Source organism: Pseudomonas helvetica (assembly GCF_039908645.1).
GTDB classification, from domain to species: Bacteria; Pseudomonadota; Gammaproteobacteria; order Pseudomonadales; family Pseudomonadaceae; genus Aquipseudomonas; species Aquipseudomonas helvetica.
Genome location: NZ_CP150917.1, coordinates 1,403,642 through 1,423,300, shown reverse-complemented (window position 1 = coordinate 1,423,300; position 19,659 = coordinate 1,403,642). Strand labels below are relative to the sequence as shown.

At 59.9% G+C, this 19,659-nt stretch carries 25 protein-coding genes; all 25 read right to left on the bottom strand.

The window, feature by feature from the left end; genetic code table 11:
* Window positions 1-70: 70 nt before the first annotated feature.
* Window positions 71-586, bottom strand: coding sequence for a phage tail protein (locus AABM55_RS06380; protein WP_347929109.1), 516 nt, complete (start codon window positions 584-586; stop codon window positions 71-73).
* Window positions 583-1,746: a phage tail protein gene (locus AABM55_RS06375; RefSeq protein WP_347929108.1), complete on the bottom strand. Its 1,164-nt coding sequence runs from the start codon at window positions 1,744-1,746 to the stop codon at window positions 583-585. The genes AABM55_RS06380 and AABM55_RS06375 overlap by 4 nt, the downstream gene beginning before the upstream one ends.
* A 10-nt stretch (window positions 1,747-1,756) precedes the next feature.
* Window positions 1,757-2,356 carry a putative phage tail protein gene (locus AABM55_RS06370; protein ID WP_347929107.1) on the bottom strand — a complete coding sequence of 200 codons (600 nt, stop codon included), beginning with the start codon at window positions 2,354-2,356 and terminating at the stop codon, window positions 1,757-1,759.
* Window positions 2,344-3,384, bottom strand: a complete 1,041-nt coding sequence (locus tag AABM55_RS06365; protein ID WP_347929106.1) for a baseplate J/gp47 family protein — start codon at window positions 3,382-3,384, stop codon at window positions 2,344-2,346. The genes AABM55_RS06370 and AABM55_RS06365 overlap by 13 nt, the downstream gene beginning before the upstream one ends.
* Window positions 3,374-3,772 carry a phage GP46 family protein gene (locus AABM55_RS06360; RefSeq protein WP_054595959.1) on the bottom strand — a complete coding sequence of 133 codons (399 nt, stop codon included), beginning with the start codon at window positions 3,770-3,772 and terminating at the stop codon, window positions 3,374-3,376. Before AABM55_RS06360 ends, AABM55_RS06365 begins: the two co-directional genes overlap by 11 nt.
* The gene (locus tag AABM55_RS06355; protein WP_103315485.1) at window positions 3,772-4,281 is read right to left on the bottom strand and encodes a phage baseplate assembly protein V; all 510 of its coding nucleotides are present in this window, start codon (window positions 4,279-4,281) and stop codon (window positions 3,772-3,774) included. Before AABM55_RS06355 ends, AABM55_RS06360 begins: the two co-directional genes overlap by 1 nt.
* 134 nt (window positions 4,282-4,415) lie before the next feature.
* The gene (locus tag AABM55_RS06350) at window positions 4,416-5,459 is read right to left on the bottom strand and encodes a phage baseplate assembly protein (RefSeq protein ID WP_347929105.1); all 1,044 of its coding nucleotides are present in this window, start codon (window positions 5,457-5,459) and stop codon (window positions 4,416-4,418) included.
* A 3-nt stretch (window positions 5,460-5,462) separates the two neighbouring features.
* Window positions 5,463-6,701, bottom strand: coding sequence for a DNA circularization N-terminal domain-containing protein (locus AABM55_RS06345; RefSeq protein WP_347929104.1), 1,239 nt, complete (start codon window positions 6,699-6,701; stop codon window positions 5,463-5,465).
* On the bottom strand, window positions 6,688-8,574 hold the full coding sequence (locus AABM55_RS06340) for a phage tail protein (RefSeq protein ID WP_347929103.1): 1,887 nt from the start codon (window positions 8,572-8,574) through the stop codon (window positions 6,688-6,690). The genes AABM55_RS06345 and AABM55_RS06340 overlap by 14 nt, the downstream gene beginning before the upstream one ends.
* Window positions 8,575-8,704: 130 nt before the next feature.
* On the bottom strand, window positions 8,705-9,001 hold the full coding sequence (locus AABM55_RS06335; protein ID WP_054595954.1) for a phage tail assembly protein: 297 nt from the start codon (window positions 8,999-9,001) through the stop codon (window positions 8,705-8,707).
* On the bottom strand, window positions 8,998-9,345 hold the full coding sequence (locus AABM55_RS06330) for a phage tail tube protein (protein WP_054595953.1): 348 nt from the start codon (window positions 9,343-9,345) through the stop codon (window positions 8,998-9,000). The genes AABM55_RS06335 and AABM55_RS06330 overlap by 4 nt, the downstream gene beginning before the upstream one ends.
* 66 nt (window positions 9,346-9,411) lie before the next feature.
* Entirely contained in the window at window positions 9,412-10,908 is a 1,497-nt protein-coding gene (locus AABM55_RS06325; protein ID WP_054595952.1) for a phage tail sheath subtilisin-like domain-containing protein, read from the bottom strand.
* A complete protein-coding gene (locus tag AABM55_RS06320; protein WP_054595951.1) occupies window positions 10,908-11,090 on the bottom strand; it encodes a DUF2635 domain-containing protein in 183 nt (60 codons plus the stop codon). Before AABM55_RS06320 ends, AABM55_RS06325 begins: the two co-directional genes overlap by 1 nt.
* Window positions 11,087-11,671: a hypothetical protein gene (locus AABM55_RS06315; protein ID WP_347929102.1), complete on the bottom strand. Its 585-nt coding sequence runs from the start codon at window positions 11,669-11,671 to the stop codon at window positions 11,087-11,089. Before AABM55_RS06315 ends, AABM55_RS06320 begins: the two co-directional genes overlap by 4 nt.
* A gap of 124 nt (window positions 11,672-11,795) precedes the next feature.
* On the bottom strand, window positions 11,796-12,824 hold the full coding sequence (locus tag AABM55_RS06310; protein ID WP_347929101.1) for a phage late control D family protein: 1,029 nt from the start codon (window positions 12,822-12,824) through the stop codon (window positions 11,796-11,798).
* 9 nt (window positions 12,825-12,833) lie between these two features.
* Window positions 12,834-13,046 (bottom strand): tail protein X, encoded by a 213-nt coding sequence (locus tag AABM55_RS06305; RefSeq protein ID WP_054595948.1) that lies wholly within the window; start codon window positions 13,044-13,046, stop codon window positions 12,834-12,836.
* Window positions 13,039-13,422 (bottom strand): phage tail protein, encoded by a 384-nt coding sequence (locus AABM55_RS06300; protein ID WP_054595947.1) that lies wholly within the window; start codon window positions 13,420-13,422, stop codon window positions 13,039-13,041. The genes AABM55_RS06305 and AABM55_RS06300 overlap by 8 nt, the downstream gene beginning before the upstream one ends.
* Window positions 13,422-15,623 carry a phage tail tape measure protein gene (locus tag AABM55_RS06295; RefSeq protein ID WP_347929100.1) on the bottom strand — a complete coding sequence of 734 codons (2,202 nt, stop codon included), beginning with the start codon at window positions 15,621-15,623 and terminating at the stop codon, window positions 13,422-13,424. Before AABM55_RS06295 ends, AABM55_RS06300 begins: the two co-directional genes overlap by 1 nt.
* 128 nt (window positions 15,624-15,751) lie before the next feature.
* Entirely contained in the window at window positions 15,752-16,330 is a 579-nt protein-coding gene (locus AABM55_RS06290; protein WP_347929099.1) for a phage tail assembly protein, read from the bottom strand.
* A 91-nt stretch (window positions 16,331-16,421) separates the two neighbouring features.
* Window positions 16,422-16,928: a phage major tail tube protein gene (locus AABM55_RS06285; RefSeq protein ID WP_347929098.1), complete on the bottom strand. Its 507-nt coding sequence runs from the start codon at window positions 16,926-16,928 to the stop codon at window positions 16,422-16,424.
* Window positions 16,928-18,094: a phage tail protein gene (locus AABM55_RS06280; protein ID WP_347929097.1), complete on the bottom strand. Its 1,167-nt coding sequence runs from the start codon at window positions 18,092-18,094 to the stop codon at window positions 16,928-16,930. Before AABM55_RS06280 ends, AABM55_RS06285 begins: the two co-directional genes overlap by 1 nt.
* Window positions 18,095-18,096: 2 nt before the next feature.
* On the bottom strand, window positions 18,097-18,303 hold the full coding sequence (locus tag AABM55_RS06275; protein WP_347929096.1) for a hypothetical protein: 207 nt from the start codon (window positions 18,301-18,303) through the stop codon (window positions 18,097-18,099).
* An 88-nt stretch (window positions 18,304-18,391) separates the two neighbouring features.
* Window positions 18,392-18,694, bottom strand: coding sequence for a hypothetical protein (locus tag AABM55_RS06270; protein ID WP_347929095.1), 303 nt, complete (start codon window positions 18,692-18,694; stop codon window positions 18,392-18,394).
* 2 nt (window positions 18,695-18,696) lie between these two features.
* Window positions 18,697-19,482 (bottom strand): phage tail protein, encoded by a 786-nt coding sequence (locus AABM55_RS06265; protein WP_237142898.1) that lies wholly within the window; start codon window positions 19,480-19,482, stop codon window positions 18,697-18,699.
* The gene (locus AABM55_RS06260; RefSeq protein WP_158246523.1) at window positions 19,482-19,652 is read right to left on the bottom strand and encodes a hypothetical protein; all 171 of its coding nucleotides are present in this window, start codon (window positions 19,650-19,652) and stop codon (window positions 19,482-19,484) included. The genes AABM55_RS06265 and AABM55_RS06260 overlap by 1 nt, the downstream gene beginning before the upstream one ends.
* Window positions 19,653-19,659: the final 7 nt, after the last annotated feature.

Sequence of the window (19,659 nt, the reverse complement as noted above, 5' to 3'; positions counted from 1 at the left end):
GGTTAGTGGGCGTCAGACATGTCTCTCAAGAGACTCATACTCATCGTGGCCGGGGCTAACCCGCTGCGCTCTACTGCGACAGTTCGCTCACGACGTTATGCAGGGCCAGAATGGCTGCATCGCACACTTCTTTCGCCCGTTCAGTCTTGCCCTTGGCGACTTGAGCCCTGATCTGCTCCTTGGCTTTCAAGCGCAGGGTGCGCAGGGTCAACAAGCTGTTATTGAATTCGGCCGATTTGCCAAGAATGTCGTCAGCAGCCTCTTGGGCTGTTCGACCTTTGACGGCCCATGCGCTCACGGACAGTGGGACGGCTTTTTTGGGGTAACCCGCGTCCTTGAAGGCCCGTGCATCGGCGGCAGCGCTCGCATATTCCATCGCGCGCAGCGGATCCCCGGTCAGAGCCTTGCGGGCGCTGTCGGCCGCCGCGTCCACTTGGGAGCAAAGACGCTCTGCATGGTCACGCTCTACCTCTGCCACTTTGGCGGGATTCAGCACCCATTCGGCGCCATCCCAGTCATGGGCTGGTGAAGGCTGAGCAGGACGAAGTTCACCGTCATGATCATGAAGTTCCTGAATGATTTTCATCGGATCAACTCCCAGGAAAGATGGACATTTACAGCGTCAGCGAAATTGACAGCGATACCAGAGCTGTAGTCAGCCAAGGCCTGGTGACTCTTCATGCCCATGCTCAACAGCAATTCATCACTGTCGGCACTGGCAGAGCCGTACGTGTGCTCTGCCTGGTAAACCTGCCAGAGCGAGCGCAGTTGAGAGTGATCAAAACTGGCCGTCAGCGTCGATACCGTTACGTCGCTCAAAACGTTATTGGTAAACAGCATGCAAGGTACCGGGTTGGCCGGGTTGGCCCACCCTGTAGAAAAGTTTGAACTCGTCGTCAGTACCGGGGACAAGAAGCAATAATTGCCTCCCAACCACCCGGCTGTCGCAAAGGCCAGTGAGGTCACCGCAGTAGCAGAAGGCGTAGGATTACCGGCGACAAGACGCGCCGCACGAGCATGCGGGTCAAGCGGCAGGTAAATCACTCCCGTACCATTCACCGTCTGAGTCCAGGAAAGTCGGGCACGGTTATAGATCTGGCGCACGACTGGTACGGTGCCAGGTGCGGCAGTCACCACCCAGGCAAGGCATATATCCAATGTGGTTGAGGCAAAACCACCCCCGGCAGCGCCGTTGATCGTCCCTTTCTGAGAATCCGGCGCAACGTCAAAAAGGGTTCCACGCTGCATGTAAAAAGTCAGCGCACCACCCACCACCTGAGCCCTGAGGAAGTACCCCGAGTTCGGCAGCAAGTCCGCACTGCTCCATGCCGTTGTCATGAAGGTTCGAGACCGGCCGAGTTGCCCAGCCAGCACCTCCTGACCAATGCTGATGTACACACCCGCCGGAATCGACACCTTCCCGCCACTGGTCGAAATAGCTGTCGGTGTCACCGGCAGACGCGCATCAGCTGTCGCCACCGTCGGCAAAGGTAACGCCGCAATGGGCAATGCCAGATCCTGATTCCAGCCCTTGGCCGTAACGCTCTGAATCGCTTGCAACAACTGATCGTTTTTCGTCTCATCCGGGGTCAACTCGCCCGCCTTGATGACGTTCACAATCTCCTGGGTGACTCCATTACCCCACGCCGCCGGAATCAGTGACCCCGGCGTTCCGGTCAGCGGGTTTTCATCGACAAACTTGCCGCTGATCAACCCGGCGCTGGGCACACTCTTCGGATAATCCATTTCCTATCCCCTAGTCATAATTGATGTGCACCAATGTATGAGCCGGCGCACTGCGGTGGATCAAACACTCCAGCGCCGAGCCCGGGTTCATGCCAAAGCGCTCGCCCCAATAACTCGCCCCAAAACGCCGGCCCAGCAACAATCGTCCACCGGTATTCAGTGTCCACATGAACTGCGCCTGCCAGGTACCGAAGTGCGCCGCACCGAAACGCGAGCGGCCCATGCGCGGGGCTTCGAGTTCGGTGATGGTGGCGTTCGGGTAGCCCTGGGTGCGGGCGATTTCGACGAAGTAGCTGATTGCCTGGCTGCCGACCGCGAGCAGCCGCCGGCGTACCGCGAGGCGGCGGTCGTCGAACAGCGGGGTCAGGCCCAGGCATGGGTCGGGCAGGTTCATCACCCGTTCCCAGTCCGGCACCAGTTCGCTGACGCCGGCCGGGTCCATTTCGTTGAGCAGGTCGGCGGCGCGGGCGTCGAGACGTGCCAGTTCCTGGGAGACGCCTTCCAGGACTTGCTCCAGTTCCGGCACTCGCTCCGGATCCCAGGCCGGGCCGCTGGGCAGCAGGCTGCGCAATTGGGCCTGGTATTGTTCGGCGGTTCTTATTGCAGCCATACGCAACCTCCGAACGTCAGCAGCTGATTGCTCGCGGCCGTAACGTCGGCGGCTGGCGCGACCAGTTTGTGATCGCTCTCGCCGGTGGCGCTGCTGATGGCTTCGGCAATGTGAGTCAACAGCAAGGTTTCCCCGAGACCGGCCTCGCGGTTGTGCAAGTCGCGCAACTGCGCTTCGACGGCAGCGCGTACAGCGCTGGTGTCAGGGGTCAGGCGCAGACGGTAGGTCACCGGCATCTGCACCGGCGCCAGCACATGCAACTCGGCGGTGACCGGGCGCAAAGGCTCGATGTGCGCCTGAACCAACGCCAGTTGCGTCGCGTCCGGAACCGGCTGCGGGTCATCGTCACGCATGACGAACAAACCGACAGTGCCTGGCCCCAGATAGCTGCCACGACACCAGGCGCGGGTGATTCCGGGGCACTCCAGCGCCCAGGTTTCATAGTCTTGCGCCGAGCCGCCGTGAGGAATGATGCGGTACGAGCGAATCACCCGCGAGCGCAGCGATTCGAGGCTTTCGCGGGCAATGCCGCCAGTCAGGCCCGGCGCCAGCACGGTGAAGACTCCGCCGATGCCCTGGATCGGTTGCACCGGGATCAGCGTCATGCCTGCATCCGCATTGCCGAGCGATCCGGCGTCCAGCGCGGCGATGGTGGTGCTGTTGAGGCCATTGCTGGTGGTGAGCGCGGCGGTCACTTTGTAGGTGCGACCGTCGCTCGATTGCAGCAGGGTGTCGACGTCCAGCACCGCGCCCGCCGTGGCGCTGAAGCTGACGCTGCCGCGGGCGGATTGCGCCGCTTTACGCGGCTGGTTGAGGCGTAGCGCGGCGATGCGTTCCAGGGTCGGTTCATCGGCCTTGTCCGGCAGAATCTGCTCGGCGATCCAGTCCAGATAGCCATACAGGCCAAAGGCTGCACCGCCGAGGGTTCGGGCCAGAACTTGCGCATCGGACTGGCGCAGCGAATCGCTGGCCAGGTCGCTTTGGGTGCGCTTGATCAGCACCGGCAGCGAAGGCGTTTCAAACGGCATAGGTCACCTGCCAACTGTGTTCAGGGTTGATGTCCAGACGCTCACCGTCGGCCAGGGTCAGGACCGTGCGCAGGTTCAAGCGCTGGTCGTCGAGGCGTTCGCTGAGGATCTCGATGGCGCTGCAATGGCCGTCGTCGATCAGCCATTGCAGGGCTTCGCGGGCATAAAATTCGGCGTCGAGCTGGGTCTGCCGGGTCAGCTTGACCCGGCGCAACAACCACAGGCGCGAGCCGATTCGGTCATCGGCCACCGTGGGAAAACTGTCGCCCCACCAGCCGAAGCGTTCGTCGTCATCGAGGAAGTCATCGTCGGCGGCGCGGCGCCAGGTGAAGAGGCTGATCAGCACCGAACGGGTCAATGCGGTCTTGAGGTCATGACTGATAAACATCACTGACCTCCTGCGGGGGCAGCGGTCTGGCCGTTGCCCGGCTGGACGCCCGGATGCACGTGTTTGATCTGGCTGATACCGCCAGCGACCTGGTCACCCTGGGAGACGATCTTGCCGGTCTGGGTCAGGGTCGGCGTATCGATGTTCACAGCGCTGCTGGCGCGGATGTTCAGCGTGCTGGTTTCGATGTCGATGATCCGGCCGCGCTTGAAGTGGACCTTGTCCCCTTCGTCGGTGTAGATCGCCACTTCACCGGGCGCCAGCGCCTTGAGGCGATAGCGGCGATCGGCGACCACCAGTACCACGGCGTGGGAGCGATCGCCGCCGAGAAAGGTCGCGATACCTTCGGCACCGGCCAGCGGGTTGCTGGTGAAACCGTAGGGTTCGAAGTGCTCCATGTCGTCGTTCACTTCGCCGGCAGTCAGGCGCATTTGCAGCGATTGCAGCTTGGTCGCCGAATTGGCGAGTACGACGGTGCCGCGCGCCAAGAGGCGTGTCAGTAGGCTCATTGGGTTTTCCTTGAATGGCGAGCGCGCTTTTTTGTGGGAGCTGGCTTGCCTGCGAATGGGACGACGCGGTGTGTCAGACAAGACGCTTTCGCGAGCATCGGAACGCCGCCCGGCCCGCTCCCACAGGTTCAGCATCAAGACTTCTTGGGGGGCACCGGGTTGGCGTCGAAGGTATGCGGCGGCGCCACTTGCAGGGTGGTGATGGAGCCCTGCTCAGAGAGCGAGTAAGTGACCTTCGAGATCAGCATGTCCTGATCAAAACCCAGCACCTTGTCGATCACCCTGACCTGCGTGTTGTGCCGCCACAAATCGCCGTTGGATTGCCGCCAGCCTTGCACGCGATAGGTCGTCGTCAGGGCCTTGCCAGTGCGGGTGGCGCTTTCCCAGTCGGCACGTTGTTGCGCCAGTTCTGGCGTCAGTTGCGCACTTTCGCTGATCACCGTGACCCGTTTGCGTTGGGCCGTAGCATCGGTCGCCACACCCGACACCTCGCTCACCGCACTGCCGCTTTTGCTGTCGCTGCCCTTGTGCTGGCCAATGACCCGGTATTCAGAGAAGACCTGGCTGAAATCCATCGGCGCGTTGGCCGAGAGAATGTTCTTGCCCAGTTCCAGCACATCACTGGCCCGCCCGCCGCTGCCGGGTTTCGCCAACAGCACGCGGCCTTCGGCATCGTCGGTGGAGAACACCCGGTACAGGGTCAGCAAGCGGTCGATGGACTGAAACACCGTTTCTCCCGGGACGATGCTGTGTTTATTCAACTTGGCGGTTTGTGCGATCTCGCTGACCACGCTCACGCCATAAGGCGATGCCAGAGCCTGGACGATGCTCAGCACGCTTTGTTCCTGCCATTGGCTCGGACGGTTGATCGCCGCGCAATCCACCAGGTCCCGGGTCAGCGAACTGCCCTCGATACTCAGACTGATCTGCTTGCCGTCGTAACTGACCGGTGCCTTGTAGACGTGTCCCGTGAGCACCAGGTCGCAACCGATCCGCACTTGGCAACGTGAGCCGGGTTTGATCGGCACCGCCAGGGTTTGCCCCGGCCATTGCCAGGTGATGTTGAGTGTGAAGGTGCGGAACTGACGCTCCAGGTCCGCACTGATTTCCACACTTTTCCAGCCGCCATAATCCAGACCGTTAACGGTCAGGCTGACGGCGTTTGCAAGGTCGGTCATGGTCTACTCCCGGGCGATTTGCAGGCCGCCCGGGGGCAGGAATCCAAAGTGGATCACCCCGTTGCGTTGCGTCACTTCACTCACCCGAGTGGCATCCCCCAGGTATTTGTAGGTGAGCACCAGTGCCGGCATGCTCTGATTGGGAGACAACGTGATCAGCCGCACACCGGAAGATGCCACCGCCGTCAGATGCCCGAACAGTTGCTGGCGCATGGCGTTGAGCGCTTGATAATGCACAGCGTCCGCCTTGAGCGCGGCTTGCCAGATCGCTTCATTGAGCGCATCGCGCAAGGTCAGCACATCGTCGGCCACCGGCACGTCCACCCGCAGCACCGGTTGCACGGCTTGCTGCGCGAGGGACGGCGTGGAGTTCAATTTGACCACCGGAGTCGCCACCGGCATCCGCGCCACCTGATAGCCGAGCTTCACCAACAACGCGTCCTGCACCAGATTGGCCATGGCCTGAGCCGCCGCCACCGTGTCCTTGCCAGTGGTGAGCTTGGGAGCGTCGATCTTTTTCACCGCTTCAACCTGCTGCGAAGCGCTGGCGAGCACGCCACGGTAACCCTCACGAGCGAAGTCCCCGAGTTCCTTGATGTCACCCAGCAAACCCTTGAACTCCGCGCTCACTTCACGGGGCAGTTCCTTGATCGCCTTGACCAGCAAACTGAGTTCCTTGTAGGTCTCGATAACCTCCTTGAACTCATGCTCGATGACCTCGTAGACGTCTTTGAGGCTGTCGCGCAGTTCCTTGATGCCGATCCGTGCCGCCTTGATGAGGCTCATGGCATCTTCGAAGCGACCTACCATCGACCCCAACAAGCTGTCGGCCGACACCAGCAATTGCTCGCGAGTGTTGACCTGGGCGGTGGGGAACTGCAGCGGCTGGTCGGGGTAGAACTTCAGGGCGAACGTCACCAGCCCGCCGTCCTGACGGGTCTGGGTCATTTCGCATTCGCCGACCTTGACCTGCATCCGCCCCAGCCACGGATGAACCAACTCACCCGCGCCCTCCTCCAGCGCCTTGAGCAGTTTGTCACGCTGCTCCAGGCAATCGGGCCCAACGATAAACGCCGTCAGGTCGTGGATCTTCGCCTGTTGGCCAAGGCCCTCGAAGAACGGCTGGTCACGCTGGGGATACTCATGCAACTGACCTTTCTGGCCGACCGGGGTTTTCGCCTGATCGACCCAGAATCCGACGCCGCGAAACGACGCCGGCAACAAACGATCACGCCAACTCATTGGAACCTCCTAGAGACAGTGAGCGATAGCCAATCTGCGACGTCACGGCCAGGCCAGGCTGGTTGGTCTGTGGTTGATCGGTACGCATGCCGGCCGGTGCATTTTCAAAGCGCACCGTCAGGCCGCCTTCCAGTTGCGCACGGTTGTTGGCGGCGCTTTGTTGCACCAGGGCGTTGGAGCCTTTCGGCAAATCACTCGACAGCGACGCTTGATCGTTACTGGCACCGAAAAACGCTGGCGCCAGTTCACCTTTGCCTTCGGCGTTGGTTTTCTGTTGCGCCTCGGTCAAGCCTTCGACCTTGCCGGTGATCTTCGCGATGAAGCCACTGACACTGCCGCCGAACAGGTCCTTGATCGGCTCGATAATCGCCTTGAGCTTTTCCCACAGCCCACTGAACCACGCGATGATCGGCGTCCAGTGTTCGGTAATCATCTGCATCGGTGACCAGTCGAACAGCGTTTTGAACAGTTCCCCGACCGGGGCCGTGACACTGCTCAGCGAGTCCCACAAGCCCGAGAAGAATTCACTCAGTGGCTCCCACGCCGCACTGACCTGCACCATCGGCGACCAGTCGAACAGACCTTTGAAGAAGTCCACCACCGGTTGAGCCATCACCTCCAGGGTTTGCCACAACCCCGAGAAGTAGTTGCTCAGCGGGTCCCAGGCTGCGCTGACCAGCGCCATCGGCGACCAGTCGAACAGACCTTTGAAGAAGTCGACTACTGGCGCCGCCAGTGCACGCAACACATCCCAGGTCGCCGAGAAAAAACCAACCAGTGGCTTCCAGTTGTTGAGCACCATGCCCAGCGGCGACCAGTCGAAGAGCTTCTTGAAAAAGCTCATCACTGGCACAGCCAAAGCCCGAAGCAAATCCCAGATCGCTGAAAACAATCCAACCAGCGGTTGCCAGTTGCTAACGATCATCCCCAACGGAGTCCAGGAAAACAGTGTCTTGAAGAAGTCGATGACCGGCACAGCAACGGCTTTGATCCCTTGCCAAAGCGAACTGAAGAAGCTGCTGACCGGACGCCAGTTGGCGATGATCATCCCTAATGGTGTCCAGCTGAAGATCACCTTGAACGCGTCGAACAGCAGCGAAGCCGCCGCTTTGATAACGTCCCAGAGCGCGGCGAACACCTGACTGATCGGCCCCCAGTTATTGATGATCAGCCCCAGCGGCGTGAAGGCGAACATCGTCTTGAAGAACTCGACCATCGGCATGACAACCGGTGCAATCTCTTGCCAGAGCCCGGCGAAAAACGCCGAGATCGGCTTCCAGTTTGCAACGATTACCCCAGCCACCAACGCAATGCCCATGGCTATCAGCATCAGCGGACTGGTCTTGAGCACCGTGCTCATCAGATCAAGCGCTTGTGAAGCACCCGTAACCGCCGATTGAATGGCCGAGAACGCGATAGCGCCCGCGGCAATGCCCTGGACCAGTTCCGGGTTTTCGTTGAGCAACGTTCCGACGCCATTGAGCAACGGCTCGAGACCGACCACCACCGCGCTGACTGCCGGCAGCAATGCGGCGTCAACCGCGACCGAGACCTTGTCCATCGAAGCGCTGAAAACGTTCAGGTTTTGCGCAGCGCTTTTGGGCACGCTCGGTACATCGACGTTTTTTGCCGTCTCACCGACCTCAGCCAATTTGCCCTGGAACGCTGCCGCCGACTTGATACCTTCGACGAAGGGCGTGACCACGCTACCGCCCTTGAACAACCCGCTGATATCCAGCTTGCCCAGGCCGGCCTGCTCAAGGTTGTTTTTGAAGCCATCGACTTTCGCCCGAAGGGCCGCGAGCTTGGGTGACAGTTCATCGATGCCTGTCAGCAAGACCGCTTTTTTCTCAATCTTTTCTGTCTCTGCCATCACTGCACCTGCTGCATCGCATTGATCCGTTGCGCGTGCTCCAGTGATTCGCGGAGCACGTCCAGTGGCCGGGCCATCATCTGTTCGGGGTCAACCTTCCAGAACCAGGCCAGGTCATAGGCGACAGCGATCAGGTCGGAGATGGCGCCGATGCCGCACTCATGAAAAAACTCGCGACGGCCCAGCTCAACGCGTTGAGGTCAGCCAGGTCCAACTGGTTGACCGACGACGGCGGGATGCCGGCGCAGACTGCGATGTATTTGGCCGCGACATCCATGTCCAGGCTGACTTCTTCGCTCTTGTCGATCTTGTACGGCAACGCTTTGATCGCCCGCACTTCCTGCACCGTCGGACGGCGCAGGGTCAGTTCGGTCAGCGGCTCGCCGTGGGCCTCGATGGCCACTTGCAGCTTCACGGCTTGAGTCATTGCCAGGTCCCCTTCACACCTTCGAAGACCAACGCGATAGACGCGTCATCGCCCTTGGAAATCGGCGCATCGACCAGGTAGGCACCGGCCAGCACGAAGACTTTGCCGTTGCTGAATTCGCAGGTGACGGTCATGTCGGTACCGGCGATCAGCTGCTTGAGCGGGAAGTCCGGGGTGTGCAGTGCCGTCACCTTGAACGATGGGGTGATGTCGGTTTCCTTGTAGAAACCCGGCACCAGTGTTTCGCGTTTGGTGGACATCAGCGGCGCTTCGCAGCCACCGTTGATGGTCAGTTGAGCGCCGTCCACTTTGACGTAGCAGGTGCCCGCAATCAGTTGACCCATGGTGTTTCTCCCTTCAATAAAAAGCCCACGCGAGGTGGGCACAAATCACACAGTGAAACGCGGCACTCAGGCCGCGTTGTCGTACTGCAAACGGAATTGGTTGAGCAGCGCGAACACACGCAGGCCGTTGATGTAATCCGGCGGGAACAGCACGTTGACGCGGCTCGGGTCCTGGCTGTCGCGCTCGACGATCAGGTGTTCGGCGAACAGCTCGGCGTTCTCGACGTGGCCTTCCAGTTCGAGCTTGGCGTACTGGGCGATCAGCTCACCGCGAATGGTGCTCGGGGTCACGATCGGCTGGCCGGCACCGAAACGGGTGCCGTCGGCGGCCAGTTTGTGACGGCCGTACTTGCTGGTGATCACGCTTTGCAGACGACGCACGATGAACGCCGACTGGTGCATGGTTTCGCTGTCCAGGTAGGAGTTGTCTGCCTGACCGTAAGCGTTCTTCTGATAGGTAGTGATCGCACGCTGAATGCGCACGTAGCCGCCTTCGTAGTACGCGGTAGCGATGCCGTAGTTGAGCAACGACTGGCGCTCGGTCAGGGTGAAGCGCTCACTGGCCGGAGCCGGTTCAACGCCCGGCAGGCTGCCGCTTTGGGTCGGACGGCTGGCGTCGGCAGAGATGAACACCGAGGTGCGCGCAGCCAGTGCGGCCGCCTGAACCCAGAACGGTTGAGGGACACCCAGCTCCAGCGCCTGAATGGTCATGTGCTGGTCGTTACGGGTTTGACCGGCGGCGACCAGAGTGCCAACGGTGCCGCGTTTGGCGGTGTAGACGTGACCGAACAATTGCTTGGCCCACGACCAACGACCGACGCTGTCATCCATGACGGCTTGCCAGGTATTGAGGGTTGCAGTGTCAGTCCACGGCATGCAGATGAATTCGAACGGCTCATCACCCAGCGCTGCGACTGCCGCTACTTGATCCGGCACGCCAGCACCACCGGCCATTGGGGTGATGGCGGTGGTCAGGCCAGCCGGTGTGTCTTCGCCATTGCTCTTGCCCAGGCGATTGAACTGCAGGCTGATGTCGTTGGCGCTGTCACCGGTCCATTTGGCGGCCAGGGTAATCACGCCTTCGACCGCAGCGGCGGTAACCGGCAGATCGGCGCTGGCGTTGATTTTCAGAGCCAGTGCAGTCGCTGCCTGAGCCGCGGTTGCAGCATTGACCACGGCCGCTTGAACACGCACGCCACCAACGTACAGGTTGAGCACACCGCTTTCCGTTGCGGTGCCAGTCAGGGTCAGCACACCTTTGGCAATGCTGCCCACGGTGTTGTGCACCGGCAGGCACCAGATTTCGCCGACCGGATCGGTCTTGCGCCAGGTCTCGTACATCGAGGCCAGCATCGAGCCTTGGCCGCCGATGCTTTTGGCCAGCGCCACGCTGGACACCAGCACCAGTTTGCCGACTTCGGCGCTGGCAACGTTGTCGTTGACCTGAGCGACGATCAACCGGCGCATGGCCGACGACGCGCTATTGGCTGCCGAATTGTCCATCTCGGCGTAGAACAGCGGAACACGAATGTCCGCAGGAATGTTGCTGAATCCGATCGCCATTATTTGGCTCCCTGTGGTGTTGCCGCTTCCACGGCTTTGGTAGTGATATCGCCATCGGCCAGACGTCGACGCCACCAGGCGTTGTCCGGCACTTCACGGCCTTCGAGAGGCAACAGATCGCCCGCTTCCGGGTCGGGCACGGCACGGCCTTCGGCCGGCAGCACAGTGATGCGTTTGCTCATTGCTTTACGTCTCCAGAAAAAGTCAGTTCCAGGCGCCCGTCAGGCCCCGGACGTTTCAGGTTGGGGTCCGCCGGATCGATCGCATCGACCCGCACGGTCACCCCGGCAAAGGACGACAAGCCGTCCAGTTCACGCTCGTGCCAGCTCTCTGCCGGCTGACCTGGCAGATTGCGGCCGAGCTGAAACTCGGTAAAAAAGCGCAGGCGATACAGCGCACGACTGCTGTTGATGGAAACCAGTTCGCCGCCGTCGTAGACGATGGCGTCGTAACCGCTACCGGGCTTGAAACCCACCAGTGCGCGCCAGAGTTCGGCGCGCAGGTCGTGCAACAGATCCAGCGCTTTTGTAGCGTCCGTGGTGTCGAGCACCAGGGTCACTTCGAAACGGTCGCGGATCGGTTGCAACATCAGGTTTTGCGCCACGCTTTTGCTCGCCAGATCGGCGAGCGGCACGACGTAGGCACATGGGGTTTGCAGCGGTGTGTTGGTTTGCAGCGTGGCGAGGTCTAAGCCTGCGGCCACGCGATTGGCCAGGGTTGGGCATTGCTCACGCAACTGCGTGAGGATCGGCGTGATCTTCATGAGGGCGCTCCAGCGTTTTATGAAAGGCACCGCTCTTGTAGGAGCAGAGCTTGCTCGCGATGGCGGTGCGTCAGTCGCGGTGATGTTGAATGTGCTGCCGCAGGCGATCTGACCGGAACCTGGATCAGGCGATGGCGTCAGCATTCGGGTCAAGGCAAGTCGCCTCGATCATGCAGCGATAGCTATTGGTGCGATCGCCGCTGGCGGTGACTTTATCGATCGACCAGCGCCCACGCATAAAGCCCGGCCACGTGTCGTCCAGCACTACCAGCCCTTCAGCCGAAAAGTCAGGATTACCCGGACAGCTGATTTTTACCTTGAGCTTTTCACGGCCCATTTTGCGCACTTCGGCTTCGCCGACCGCCTGCGCTTCTTCCGCACTTTGGCAGCGCTGGCGCACGGTCTTGAACGGCGCGAGCCCGGTTTCAACCACCCGCAGCAAACCGGCTGCGGCGTCCCACCAACTGATCTTGCAGCCCTGGCTTTTGCCCCGGGCGGAGTCATCGAGGGTGGCGGTGATAAACGCATGATCGCCGGGGCGATTGTTGTGAGTGACCGACAATTTCACGTCCGGCAATACTTTGCCCGACAACGACTTGACCTGGCCTGGCCGAGCCAGCACATACAGCTCATTGACCGGTTTGGCGACGGCGCCGTACTTGCTCGCCAAGCGCGTGATGAAACCCATGTCGGTTTCATTCGACTGGTCGATGTGCTCGACCTTTTTCAGCGCCAATGCCGGGTCCACCCTCGGCGAAAAGCCGTGCCTGGCTGTCAGCTCGCGAAACAATGCGCCGAGGGTAGTCGGGCCATGGCTGGCCGAGCGGCGCTGCTGAAATCCGCTCTCGTCTGCCGCACTGAACGGCGCGGCGGTAGCCACCAAAGACACGCGAAACGGGAACAGCGTCGGCGTGCGTCGGGTTACCAGAAACTGGCCTTTATCCACCAGCCCGGATTCCAGATAACCCACGAGCAAGCCGACTTTCCCGCCCAGGCTCGGCAGCCCTTCAAGGCCTTCCAGATCGAGCACCAGAGTCAGTTGATCGGACTCGATACCGGCGGCATCGATGTGCTCCCAACTGATCAGGCGCTGATTGATCAGGGCCGCGTTGGCCCCGTAAATTTCTACCGCTGGCGTGAACCCCAATGCCATGTAACCTCCTTAATCCCACGCGGTTACCGGTGTGGTCGCTACGGGTCTGGATTCAAGTTCCGGCAGCACCACCCAGATGCCTGCTGGCAGTACCGGAGCTTGCTCGGCCAGCGTCGGGTTGAGGCGCCACAGCGCCTCTTCAGCCAAATCATCACAACGTTCAAGCTCGCGGTAGAGCAACAGATTCACCGAGTCACCGGCCACCGTTCGTACCTTACGCATTGACGAATTCCTCCAACGTAATCGACCAATTGATCAACATCGCCGTGCCGTCATCAATCACATCGCTTTGGGTTTCCGTCACATCATTGATCCGCCATAAACCCCAGTTGCGGCCAATGCCATCGACCAACGGCAGCGGTACTCTCATTGCTTGCAAGGCGCGCAATTCATCGAGCCGGTCCATGGCCACCGCGTACATCGCCTTGCCGGTTATCGTCAGGCTTTGCAGGCCTTGACCGGTCTGGCTGGACTTGGGCTTGCTGGTCAGGATATCCACCTTCACCCAGCCGCCGTCCGACTTGCGCACCAGACCGCTGTAGGCGAAGTTGCGTGACAAGCCGAAAATGAAGCTTCCGAGTGCCATTTGCTGCCTCATCAAGCCACCCCGTCAGTCAGGGCCGTGTCACGTCGCACGGCGAGTTGATTAGTCGTTGTCATCAGTCCGAATTGCCCGGAAATATGCTGCACCACCAGGTTTGCCAGTTGAGCGGCGCTGGCTTGATCCTGACCATTGATATAAATGTTCGCGGTCAGTGCATTTTGCTGACTGGTGGCCTGGGTGTTGGTCAGGTCTTTACTGACCTGGTCCGGAGCGGCGAGTTTGTCGGCAGGCGCTGCGAGCTTTTCACCCAGCCAGGCACCTGACTCACTGCCCATCCAGCCGCCTACCAGCCCGCCAAGAACTCCACCGATGGCAGTACCCAACAGCGGAACGACACTGCCCAAGGCGGCACCCGCGGCCGCACCGGCCGAAGCCCCCGCCCAGCCACCGCCTGCAGCCCCAAGGCCTGCTCCCACCATCCGGGTGTTGCCGACAAGCAGACCCTCGGTCACATCAGCGACGGCGCTGACTCCTTTCAATGGACCGGGAAGCTTGCGGGGTATCGAACGCATTGAGGCAGTCAACCCGCCCCAGCGAGGAGTGCTCGCACGCGAGCCTCGCGGACTCACACGCACAGACGGACCATTTCTGGGTTCTGGACTCCTGTTTGTCTCGCTGGCATTCGGTTTGTCCGTCCGGCCTTTGTTTCTGAAATCGTCGGAAATCGCCTCACCCAATCGATCAGGGAGCCGTGCGGCCACCCCACCCAAGACTCGCTTGGCCATCCGATTGGTCAGCTCATCCGTCATGGCTTTGAACAGCGCCCCCACCAGCGGTTTGATCGCCGCTGCAACCAGCACAATGGCAGCGGTGGTTTTCGGGGAGGCTTCAGCCAATTCACTCAAGCCGTCCACCAGCGAACCAAGCGAGTGGAGCGAACTATCCGTCACAGGCGCCAGAGCATTACCCGTAGCCACCGACAGACGATCATTGCTTGCACTCAAGACGTTCCATTGGCCTTGCCGGGTTTTCGACAGTGCGAGTGCGTCTTGCCTTACCGAGCCCTTGTCACCCAGCTCCGACGTGGCGTACTGGGCTTTGTCTTTTACCTGCCAGAAGGCGCCATTCACATCGGTAAGGTTTTGCGCCATGTTCAGCGCGGGCTTATCACCATCGCCAAATAGCGTGGAGGCAAGCTTCGCGCGATTCTCGGCAGGTTGCGCGTTCAAGGCCGCAAGCACCGACATCACCGTGCCAGGCGCGGCGTCCTTGTCACGCAGGCCGCTCGCCACCGCTTTCGGCTCCAGCCCCAGCTGCTTCCAGGCCGCTTGCTCGGTTGCCGAGGCCTGATCACCCTTGCCCATGACCGTGGTGATGCTTTTTAGCGCTACGCCGGCATCAGCCTTTTGCGTACCGGTATTGAGCAATGCCGCCGTCAACGCTGCGGCTAGCGCAGGAGACAGGCCTGCCGCCGTAGCCGCAGCGCCGTCACGCTGCAAGACGGCACCGATATCGGCCGCTTTTGCACCATTGGGTATCTTGCCCAGATGGTTGGTTGCATCCGCCAAGTCAAAGGTTTCAGCACCGTTGAGCTTCATGGAGGTGCGCCAGCCGACCATCATCTCGGCGACATCCATGGCCGGCATTTTGAACGCCGACGCGGCGACGCCGGCGTCGCTGGCGAAGCGCTGCAACTCTAACTGTCGGTCGGATGCATTGGGCAGATCGCTAACGATTCCTGCCCTGGCCGCCAGACTTTCAATCTTCACCAAATCAACTGCCTTGGTCCCCCCGGCCGCCACCAGCGGAGCGCTGGCGATGTGCTGGGTTGACTGCACCATCTCTTCGCTCTGGCGCGGGGTAAATTGGGCTGCCTGCTTCAGATCGGCCATGGCCGAATCCATCGCTATCGCGGGTTTGAGCAGGTCCGGCGGTTCGATACCGCTACCCGGCTTGCCCGCACTCTTTTGCTCGCTGGCCGGCTCACTCTTGGCACCGGCGCCCATCGCCTGGGACAACAATCGCTGCGACGAAAGTTTCAAGGTCAACGACTCGATAGCCGTCGTCAGCAGACCGAGCTTGAGCCCGACGTTTTCCAGCGCCAGACCGAGGCCAGACATCTGATCCCTGGCGGACGTGCCCGTACCTTGTGCTGACGCAACACTCGTGGCTGCCGTAGTCAGGCTGGTATTACCGAACGCCAACCCGCTGTCGTTGAGGGCCGCGTATTTGAGCGAATATCTATCGTCCGCCATCCCGCTCTACTCCTGTTTCACGCCAAGGCGAGTGATCGCGATGTCGTAGCGGCGCAATGCCTTGCCAGCGTCCCACTCCAGAATTTCCGCCTCACTTACCGAGTAAATGAGCGGCACCACATCGAGGATTACTTCGATGTCGCGTTCCGAAAGAAGTCCGCCGGTTTGTTTAAAAAATCGTCGATGCGCACCTGCAACTGGGTCCAGTCGGGCACGGTCAGCGAGGCCAGGTCGGGAAGCATCAGGCCGGTACAGTGAGCGGTAATGAACTCGGCGCGTTCCTTGGCCGTCTTCAGTTTTTTCATCGCCTTGGTGGCGCGCAGCACCGGCATTTCCAGAGTCAGCGAAGTCATGCTACGGCCTGCCACATTGAGCGGTTGCAGCAGTTGCACCTGATCGGGATCGTCGTCCGAAACTTCGTCAGCCTGCTGTAGAAAGTACGACGCCGGGCGGGTCGACATTTCGTGCACGTACTGCGCAATGCTTACGTAGTCCGGGCGTTTGAGCTGATCAAGTTCCTTGACCGACAGGCCGGTGGCCAATTTGGCCAGTTCGAAGAACTGATCGTCCTCATCCTCGCCGGCGCGGGCCAGCGCCTCTTTCTGCGCGGCGTAGTGCAGCGGCTTGAGTTGGATCTGCTCGATCTGCAACTCATCGTCACCGGTAATCGGCGACAACAGGACATGTTTAGGCGGCATCCAGGACATGAAATGATTCCTTGCTCATACAAAAAAGCCGTCCGCAGCAAGCCGGAAACCAGCAGGTGAAGACGGCGATACAGGACGGTGTTGCGGTCGCTTAAGGCAACAGCACGGCGCGGCGTGCGTCGCCGAGAATGTCGACGCCGTTGAGCACGAACTTCTGGGTGCGCACGTCGATGTCGATCACCGGGATGCCGTTTTCCAGACGGTTGTAGGTGCGGCAGGACAGCTCAAGGGTCGTCTTGGGCTTCTCGTTCATTTTGAGAACGGCTTCCTCAAGAGATTTCAACTTACCGCCGACGGTGTGGTAGGTGAACCAGGTGTTGCCATCCTGATCCTGGCCGGCTTCACGCACGTTCAGCAGAATGTCGTCGCCCAGCTTCACGCCCAAAGCAAGCATGATTTCCGGGCCGGCGCCTTGCAGAATCAGCTTGGAGGTCAGCGCTTTCCCGCTCTTGGCCATTTCCTCGCCGATAAAGCGGCCGCCGACCATGTTTTCCATCTCGAATTCGATCTTCGGCGGGGTAAATTCTTCCACGGTCGCCGACAACGGCAGGCCTTGCAGGGTGGCCGCGATGGCCTGTCTTACGCGGTTGGTAAACATTAGAGAACATCCTCCAGGAACTGCTCGATGATTTCATCGCGGGCGTTGAGTTGGTAAACCATGTGTTCGTTCGGCGCGTAGCGGCCGTAGTCGATGACGATGAACCAAGTGCCGTTTTTGTACTTCTCGACGCTGTTCAATTCCGGGTGCAGGTACACGCTGCCGCCAGGGATGGTTTCGTCGGCGACCAGGGTTTGCAGCCAGTCGTTGATGCGCTTGACCTCCTGATCCATGAACGACTTGGTCAGGTTCTTGGCCATGGCTTTTTGGCCGGCCTTGACCAGCTTGCGGCTGATCGCATCTTCCAGGCCGACATAGCTGATGAACTTGCCGGTGATCGAGCGGTTACCCAGCAGCGAAAAGCCGCCAAGGACGGTACGGGCGTAGTAGCTGATGCCGTAGCGGTTGAGCAGATCGCCCTCGGTCGAGGTGTCGAGGATGTTGTATTCCACGGTCCGCGAAACGTCTTCGGCGTAGGTCACCTGGTTGCCCGGGCTTTCCCATTGCTTGACCTTGGCGAGTGCCGCGATAGCCAGGCTCGACGGCGCCAGGAACACGTTTTTCTTCGCCGCCTTGGAGTACACCGCAGGCATGTTGTGTACGACGAGGCAGCGGTCGAAACCCAGATCCGCACCGCCCAGTTCCTTGCTGTAGGTCACCTGATCGGCGACCGAAGTGTCCTTGCCATCGAGTACCACACGGGCCTTGATGCGCTTGCCGAACGAGGCGAACTCACTGGCCACCGCTTTGGTGCCGGTAAAGCCCGGAGCACCGATGATGGTCAGGTCTTCAGGCACGCCGCTCAACGCGGCCAGGCCCAACTTGCGACCGGTCAGCGCTTCGTTGCCGCCGATGACGTTGTTCAGGGTGTCGGCCGGGGTCGCGCCCTCTTCGACGATGACCACATACACCGGCACCTTGACCACTTTCAGGATCTGGTAAACCGCCTGATACAGCGTGCCTGCCTCGGCGCCGGTCGGATCGAGCTGCGCGTGGGTGGTGAAGCTGTTGATGCGGAACGGGGTATTTTTCGGGATCAGCGGGTTGGCATTCGGCGCCGTGCCGACCAGACCGATGACGTTGTCACCCAGGCCACCCATGGCCTCGGGGGATTCGGTGGCATTGACGGTGATGCCGTTGTGCTCGAAGTTCAAAACCTCAGCCATGGTTATTCAGCCTTCTTGATGGTGGCCTTTTTGGCCGGGGTGGTTGGGGAGGCCTCGGCCTCGAGGACGCTGGTCAGCTCCAGACGGCCAGCGCTGCGCAACGCGTTGGCCTCAACGTCGAGCAGTTCGAGCTGTTGGCCGACACTCGACCAATGGCCACCACCGGTGGGGAATGGGATGAGGACGGTGTATTTCTGACGATTGGACATTTACGAATTTCTCCAGACTCAACAACACAAAAGCCCCATTGCAGAGGCTTTGTGCGGGCGAAAAAAAACCGCTTACGCGGTTGGGGATTCAGGTGCGATCAGGTAACGGATAGAGCGCCTTGATTTCGGCCACCTTATCGCGCCACGCTTTTTCCTTTTCAGGTGTTTCGTCGTATTGCCACTCGAGAAACAACGGATCAGCCTCAGCTACGTACAGGGCACGACGCGCTGCCCCGACTGCCACCGACTTCGCTACGCGCTCAGCGTCAAGGCAGAGCTCATCGGCTCGAGCCTCACTGAATCCAAGCGCTACCAATGTGGGGCGATCAGTTGGCACATTGATCAGCGTCTCACCCGAGTCAAGCAATAGCTCTTTGATAAAACCGGTCATCTTTAAACCCCTTTTGCTGCATAGCGTTTATCGTTGTCAAACGTATAAGCCATTCTGTTTTCGGGATACGTTGTGCCCAACTCAGGCGCGGTAACTGCAAAAGGTTTTACCTTCCACGAAATCTCATATTCAGAAGTTACAGCTTGACTCAGTTCAACCTCAGCATCAGAACGACTGTACTTCACCGGCGCTTCAAAACTTTTTGTAATGATATAGGACAGTCCGCCACGCAAATAGCATCCCGACTCCTGCGGAGAGTTCACCAACGCACCGGAAACCTGATTAAGATAAATCGGCTTGACACCTGTTACCGGACGGACGTACGAAAGCATCCCAAACTCAACGCGCCGAACGGTTTCCCGATACGTTTGAGAAACCCGTTTTACTGCCAGGAAGTTTGCATCACCATTCCAAGGAATCCCACACCCCTCCATCTGCAAATTCAAGCCAGCCACGTGGACTTCAAAATTGTTGTTGAACGGATTTTTTTCACTGTCGAGACTGTAGTTCCTGGATATCAGAATCTCGGAGATTCCCTGCTCGTTGCCAGGCATTCGCCACCAAACCGGATAAAAAATATTAGTAGACAACCCGGTCAAATCAATAATCTGTGAGTAAGAGGCCCGCCCGTTAATATCCTTTGCCTGTACGGCGCCGCGCCATGCAGTGAACTGACCTAATGCCGCGTCCATGCGAGCATCGATCTTGCCGATCTGATCAGTCACCGTCTGGGTAAGTTTTTCACATGCATCTACAACCTTTGTGATAGTTGTTTCAATTCCCATCATCAACCCCTGGTAAAGTTTATCTTTTCAGCACCAGCGTTAAACGCCGCTACAAGTTTATGAAAGCCATAGTTCATATTCGCGTCCAGCGTTGAAGCGCGATCAGCGGATGCGCACACCACTTCAAAGCCCAAAACAGCACCGTCGAAGTTCGTCAAATGCGGAACACTCATGCCCCCC

Excerpts from the sequence above, each read along its gene's own strand:
- AABM55_RS06295 (WP_347929100.1), bottom strand. The coding sequence starts at position 15,623 with ATGGCGGACGATAGATATTCGCTCAAATACGCGGCCCTCAACGACAGC.
- AABM55_RS06375 (WP_347929108.1), bottom strand. The coding sequence starts at position 1,746 with ATGGATTATCCGAAGAGTGTGCCCAGCGCCGGGTTGATCAGCGGCAAG.
- AABM55_RS06345 (WP_347929104.1), bottom strand. The coding sequence starts at position 6,701 with ATGAGTTGGCGTGATCGTTTGTTGCCGGCGTCGTTTCGCGGCGTCGGA.
- AABM55_RS06290 (WP_347929099.1), bottom strand. The coding sequence starts at position 16,330 with ATGTCCTGGATGCCGCCTAAACATGTCCTGTTGTCGCCGATTACCGGT.
- AABM55_RS06320 (WP_054595951.1), bottom strand. The coding sequence starts at position 11,090 with ATGAGCAAACGCATCACTGTGCTGCCGGCCGAAGGCCGTGCCGTGCCC.
- AABM55_RS06285 (WP_347929098.1), bottom strand. The coding sequence starts at position 16,928 with ATGTTTACCAACCGCGTAAGACAGGCCATCGCGGCCACCCTGCAAGGC.
- AABM55_RS06310 (WP_347929101.1), bottom strand. The coding sequence starts at position 12,824 with ATGGCATTGGGGTTCACGCCAGCGGTAGAAATTTACGGGGCCAACGCG.
- AABM55_RS06370 (WP_347929107.1), bottom strand. The coding sequence starts at position 2,356 with ATGGCTGCAATAAGAACCGCCGAACAATACCAGGCCCAATTGCGCAGC.
- AABM55_RS06260 (WP_158246523.1), bottom strand. The coding sequence starts at position 19,652 with ATGAGTGTTCCGCATTTGACGAACTTCGACGGTGCTGTTTTGGGCTTT.
- AABM55_RS06365 (WP_347929106.1), bottom strand. The coding sequence starts at position 3,384 with ATGCCGTTTGAAACGCCTTCGCTGCCGGTGCTGATCAAGCGCACCCAA.
- AABM55_RS06335 (WP_054595954.1), bottom strand. The coding sequence starts at position 9,001 with ATGACTCAAGCCGTGAAGCTGCAAGTGGCCATCGAGGCCCACGGCGAG.
- AABM55_RS06350 (WP_347929105.1), bottom strand. The coding sequence starts at position 5,459 with ATGACCGACCTTGCAAACGCCGTCAGCCTGACCGTTAACGGTCTGGAT.
- AABM55_RS06280 (WP_347929097.1), bottom strand. The coding sequence starts at position 18,094 with ATGGCTGAGGTTTTGAACTTCGAGCACAACGGCATCACCGTCAATGCC.
- AABM55_RS06355 (WP_103315485.1), bottom strand. The coding sequence starts at position 4,281 with ATGAGCCTACTGACACGCCTCTTGGCGCGCGGCACCGTCGTACTCGCC.
- AABM55_RS06340 (WP_347929103.1), bottom strand. The coding sequence starts at position 8,574 with ATGGCAGAGACAGAAAAGATTGAGAAAAAAGCGGTCTTGCTGACAGGC.
- AABM55_RS06315 (WP_347929102.1), bottom strand. The coding sequence starts at position 11,671 with ATGAAGATCACGCCGATCCTCACGCAGTTGCGTGAGCAATGCCCAACC.
- AABM55_RS06380 (WP_347929109.1), bottom strand. The coding sequence starts at position 586 with ATGAAAATCATTCAGGAACTTCATGATCATGACGGTGAACTTCGTCCT.
- AABM55_RS06330 (WP_054595953.1), bottom strand. The coding sequence starts at position 9,345 with ATGGGTCAACTGATTGCGGGCACCTGCTACGTCAAAGTGGACGGCGCT.
- AABM55_RS06265 (WP_237142898.1), bottom strand. The coding sequence starts at position 19,482 with ATGATGGGAATTGAAACAACTATCACAAAGGTTGTAGATGCATGTGAA.
- AABM55_RS06300 (WP_054595947.1), bottom strand. The coding sequence starts at position 13,422 with ATGAGGCAGCAAATGGCACTCGGAAGCTTCATTTTCGGCTTGTCACGC.
- AABM55_RS06270 (WP_347929095.1), bottom strand. The coding sequence starts at position 18,694 with ATGACCGGTTTTATCAAAGAGCTATTGCTTGACTCGGGTGAGACGCTG.
- AABM55_RS06305 (WP_054595948.1), bottom strand. The coding sequence starts at position 13,046 with ATGCGTAAGGTACGAACGGTGGCCGGTGACTCGGTGAATCTGTTGCTC.
- AABM55_RS06325 (WP_054595952.1), bottom strand. The coding sequence starts at position 10,908 with ATGGCGATCGGATTCAGCAACATTCCTGCGGACATTCGTGTTCCGCTG.
- AABM55_RS06275 (WP_347929096.1), bottom strand. The coding sequence starts at position 18,303 with ATGTCCAATCGTCAGAAATACACCGTCCTCATCCCATTCCCCACCGGT.
- AABM55_RS06360 (WP_054595959.1), bottom strand. The coding sequence starts at position 3,772 with ATGTTTATCAGTCATGACCTCAAGACCGCATTGACCCGTTCGGTGCTG.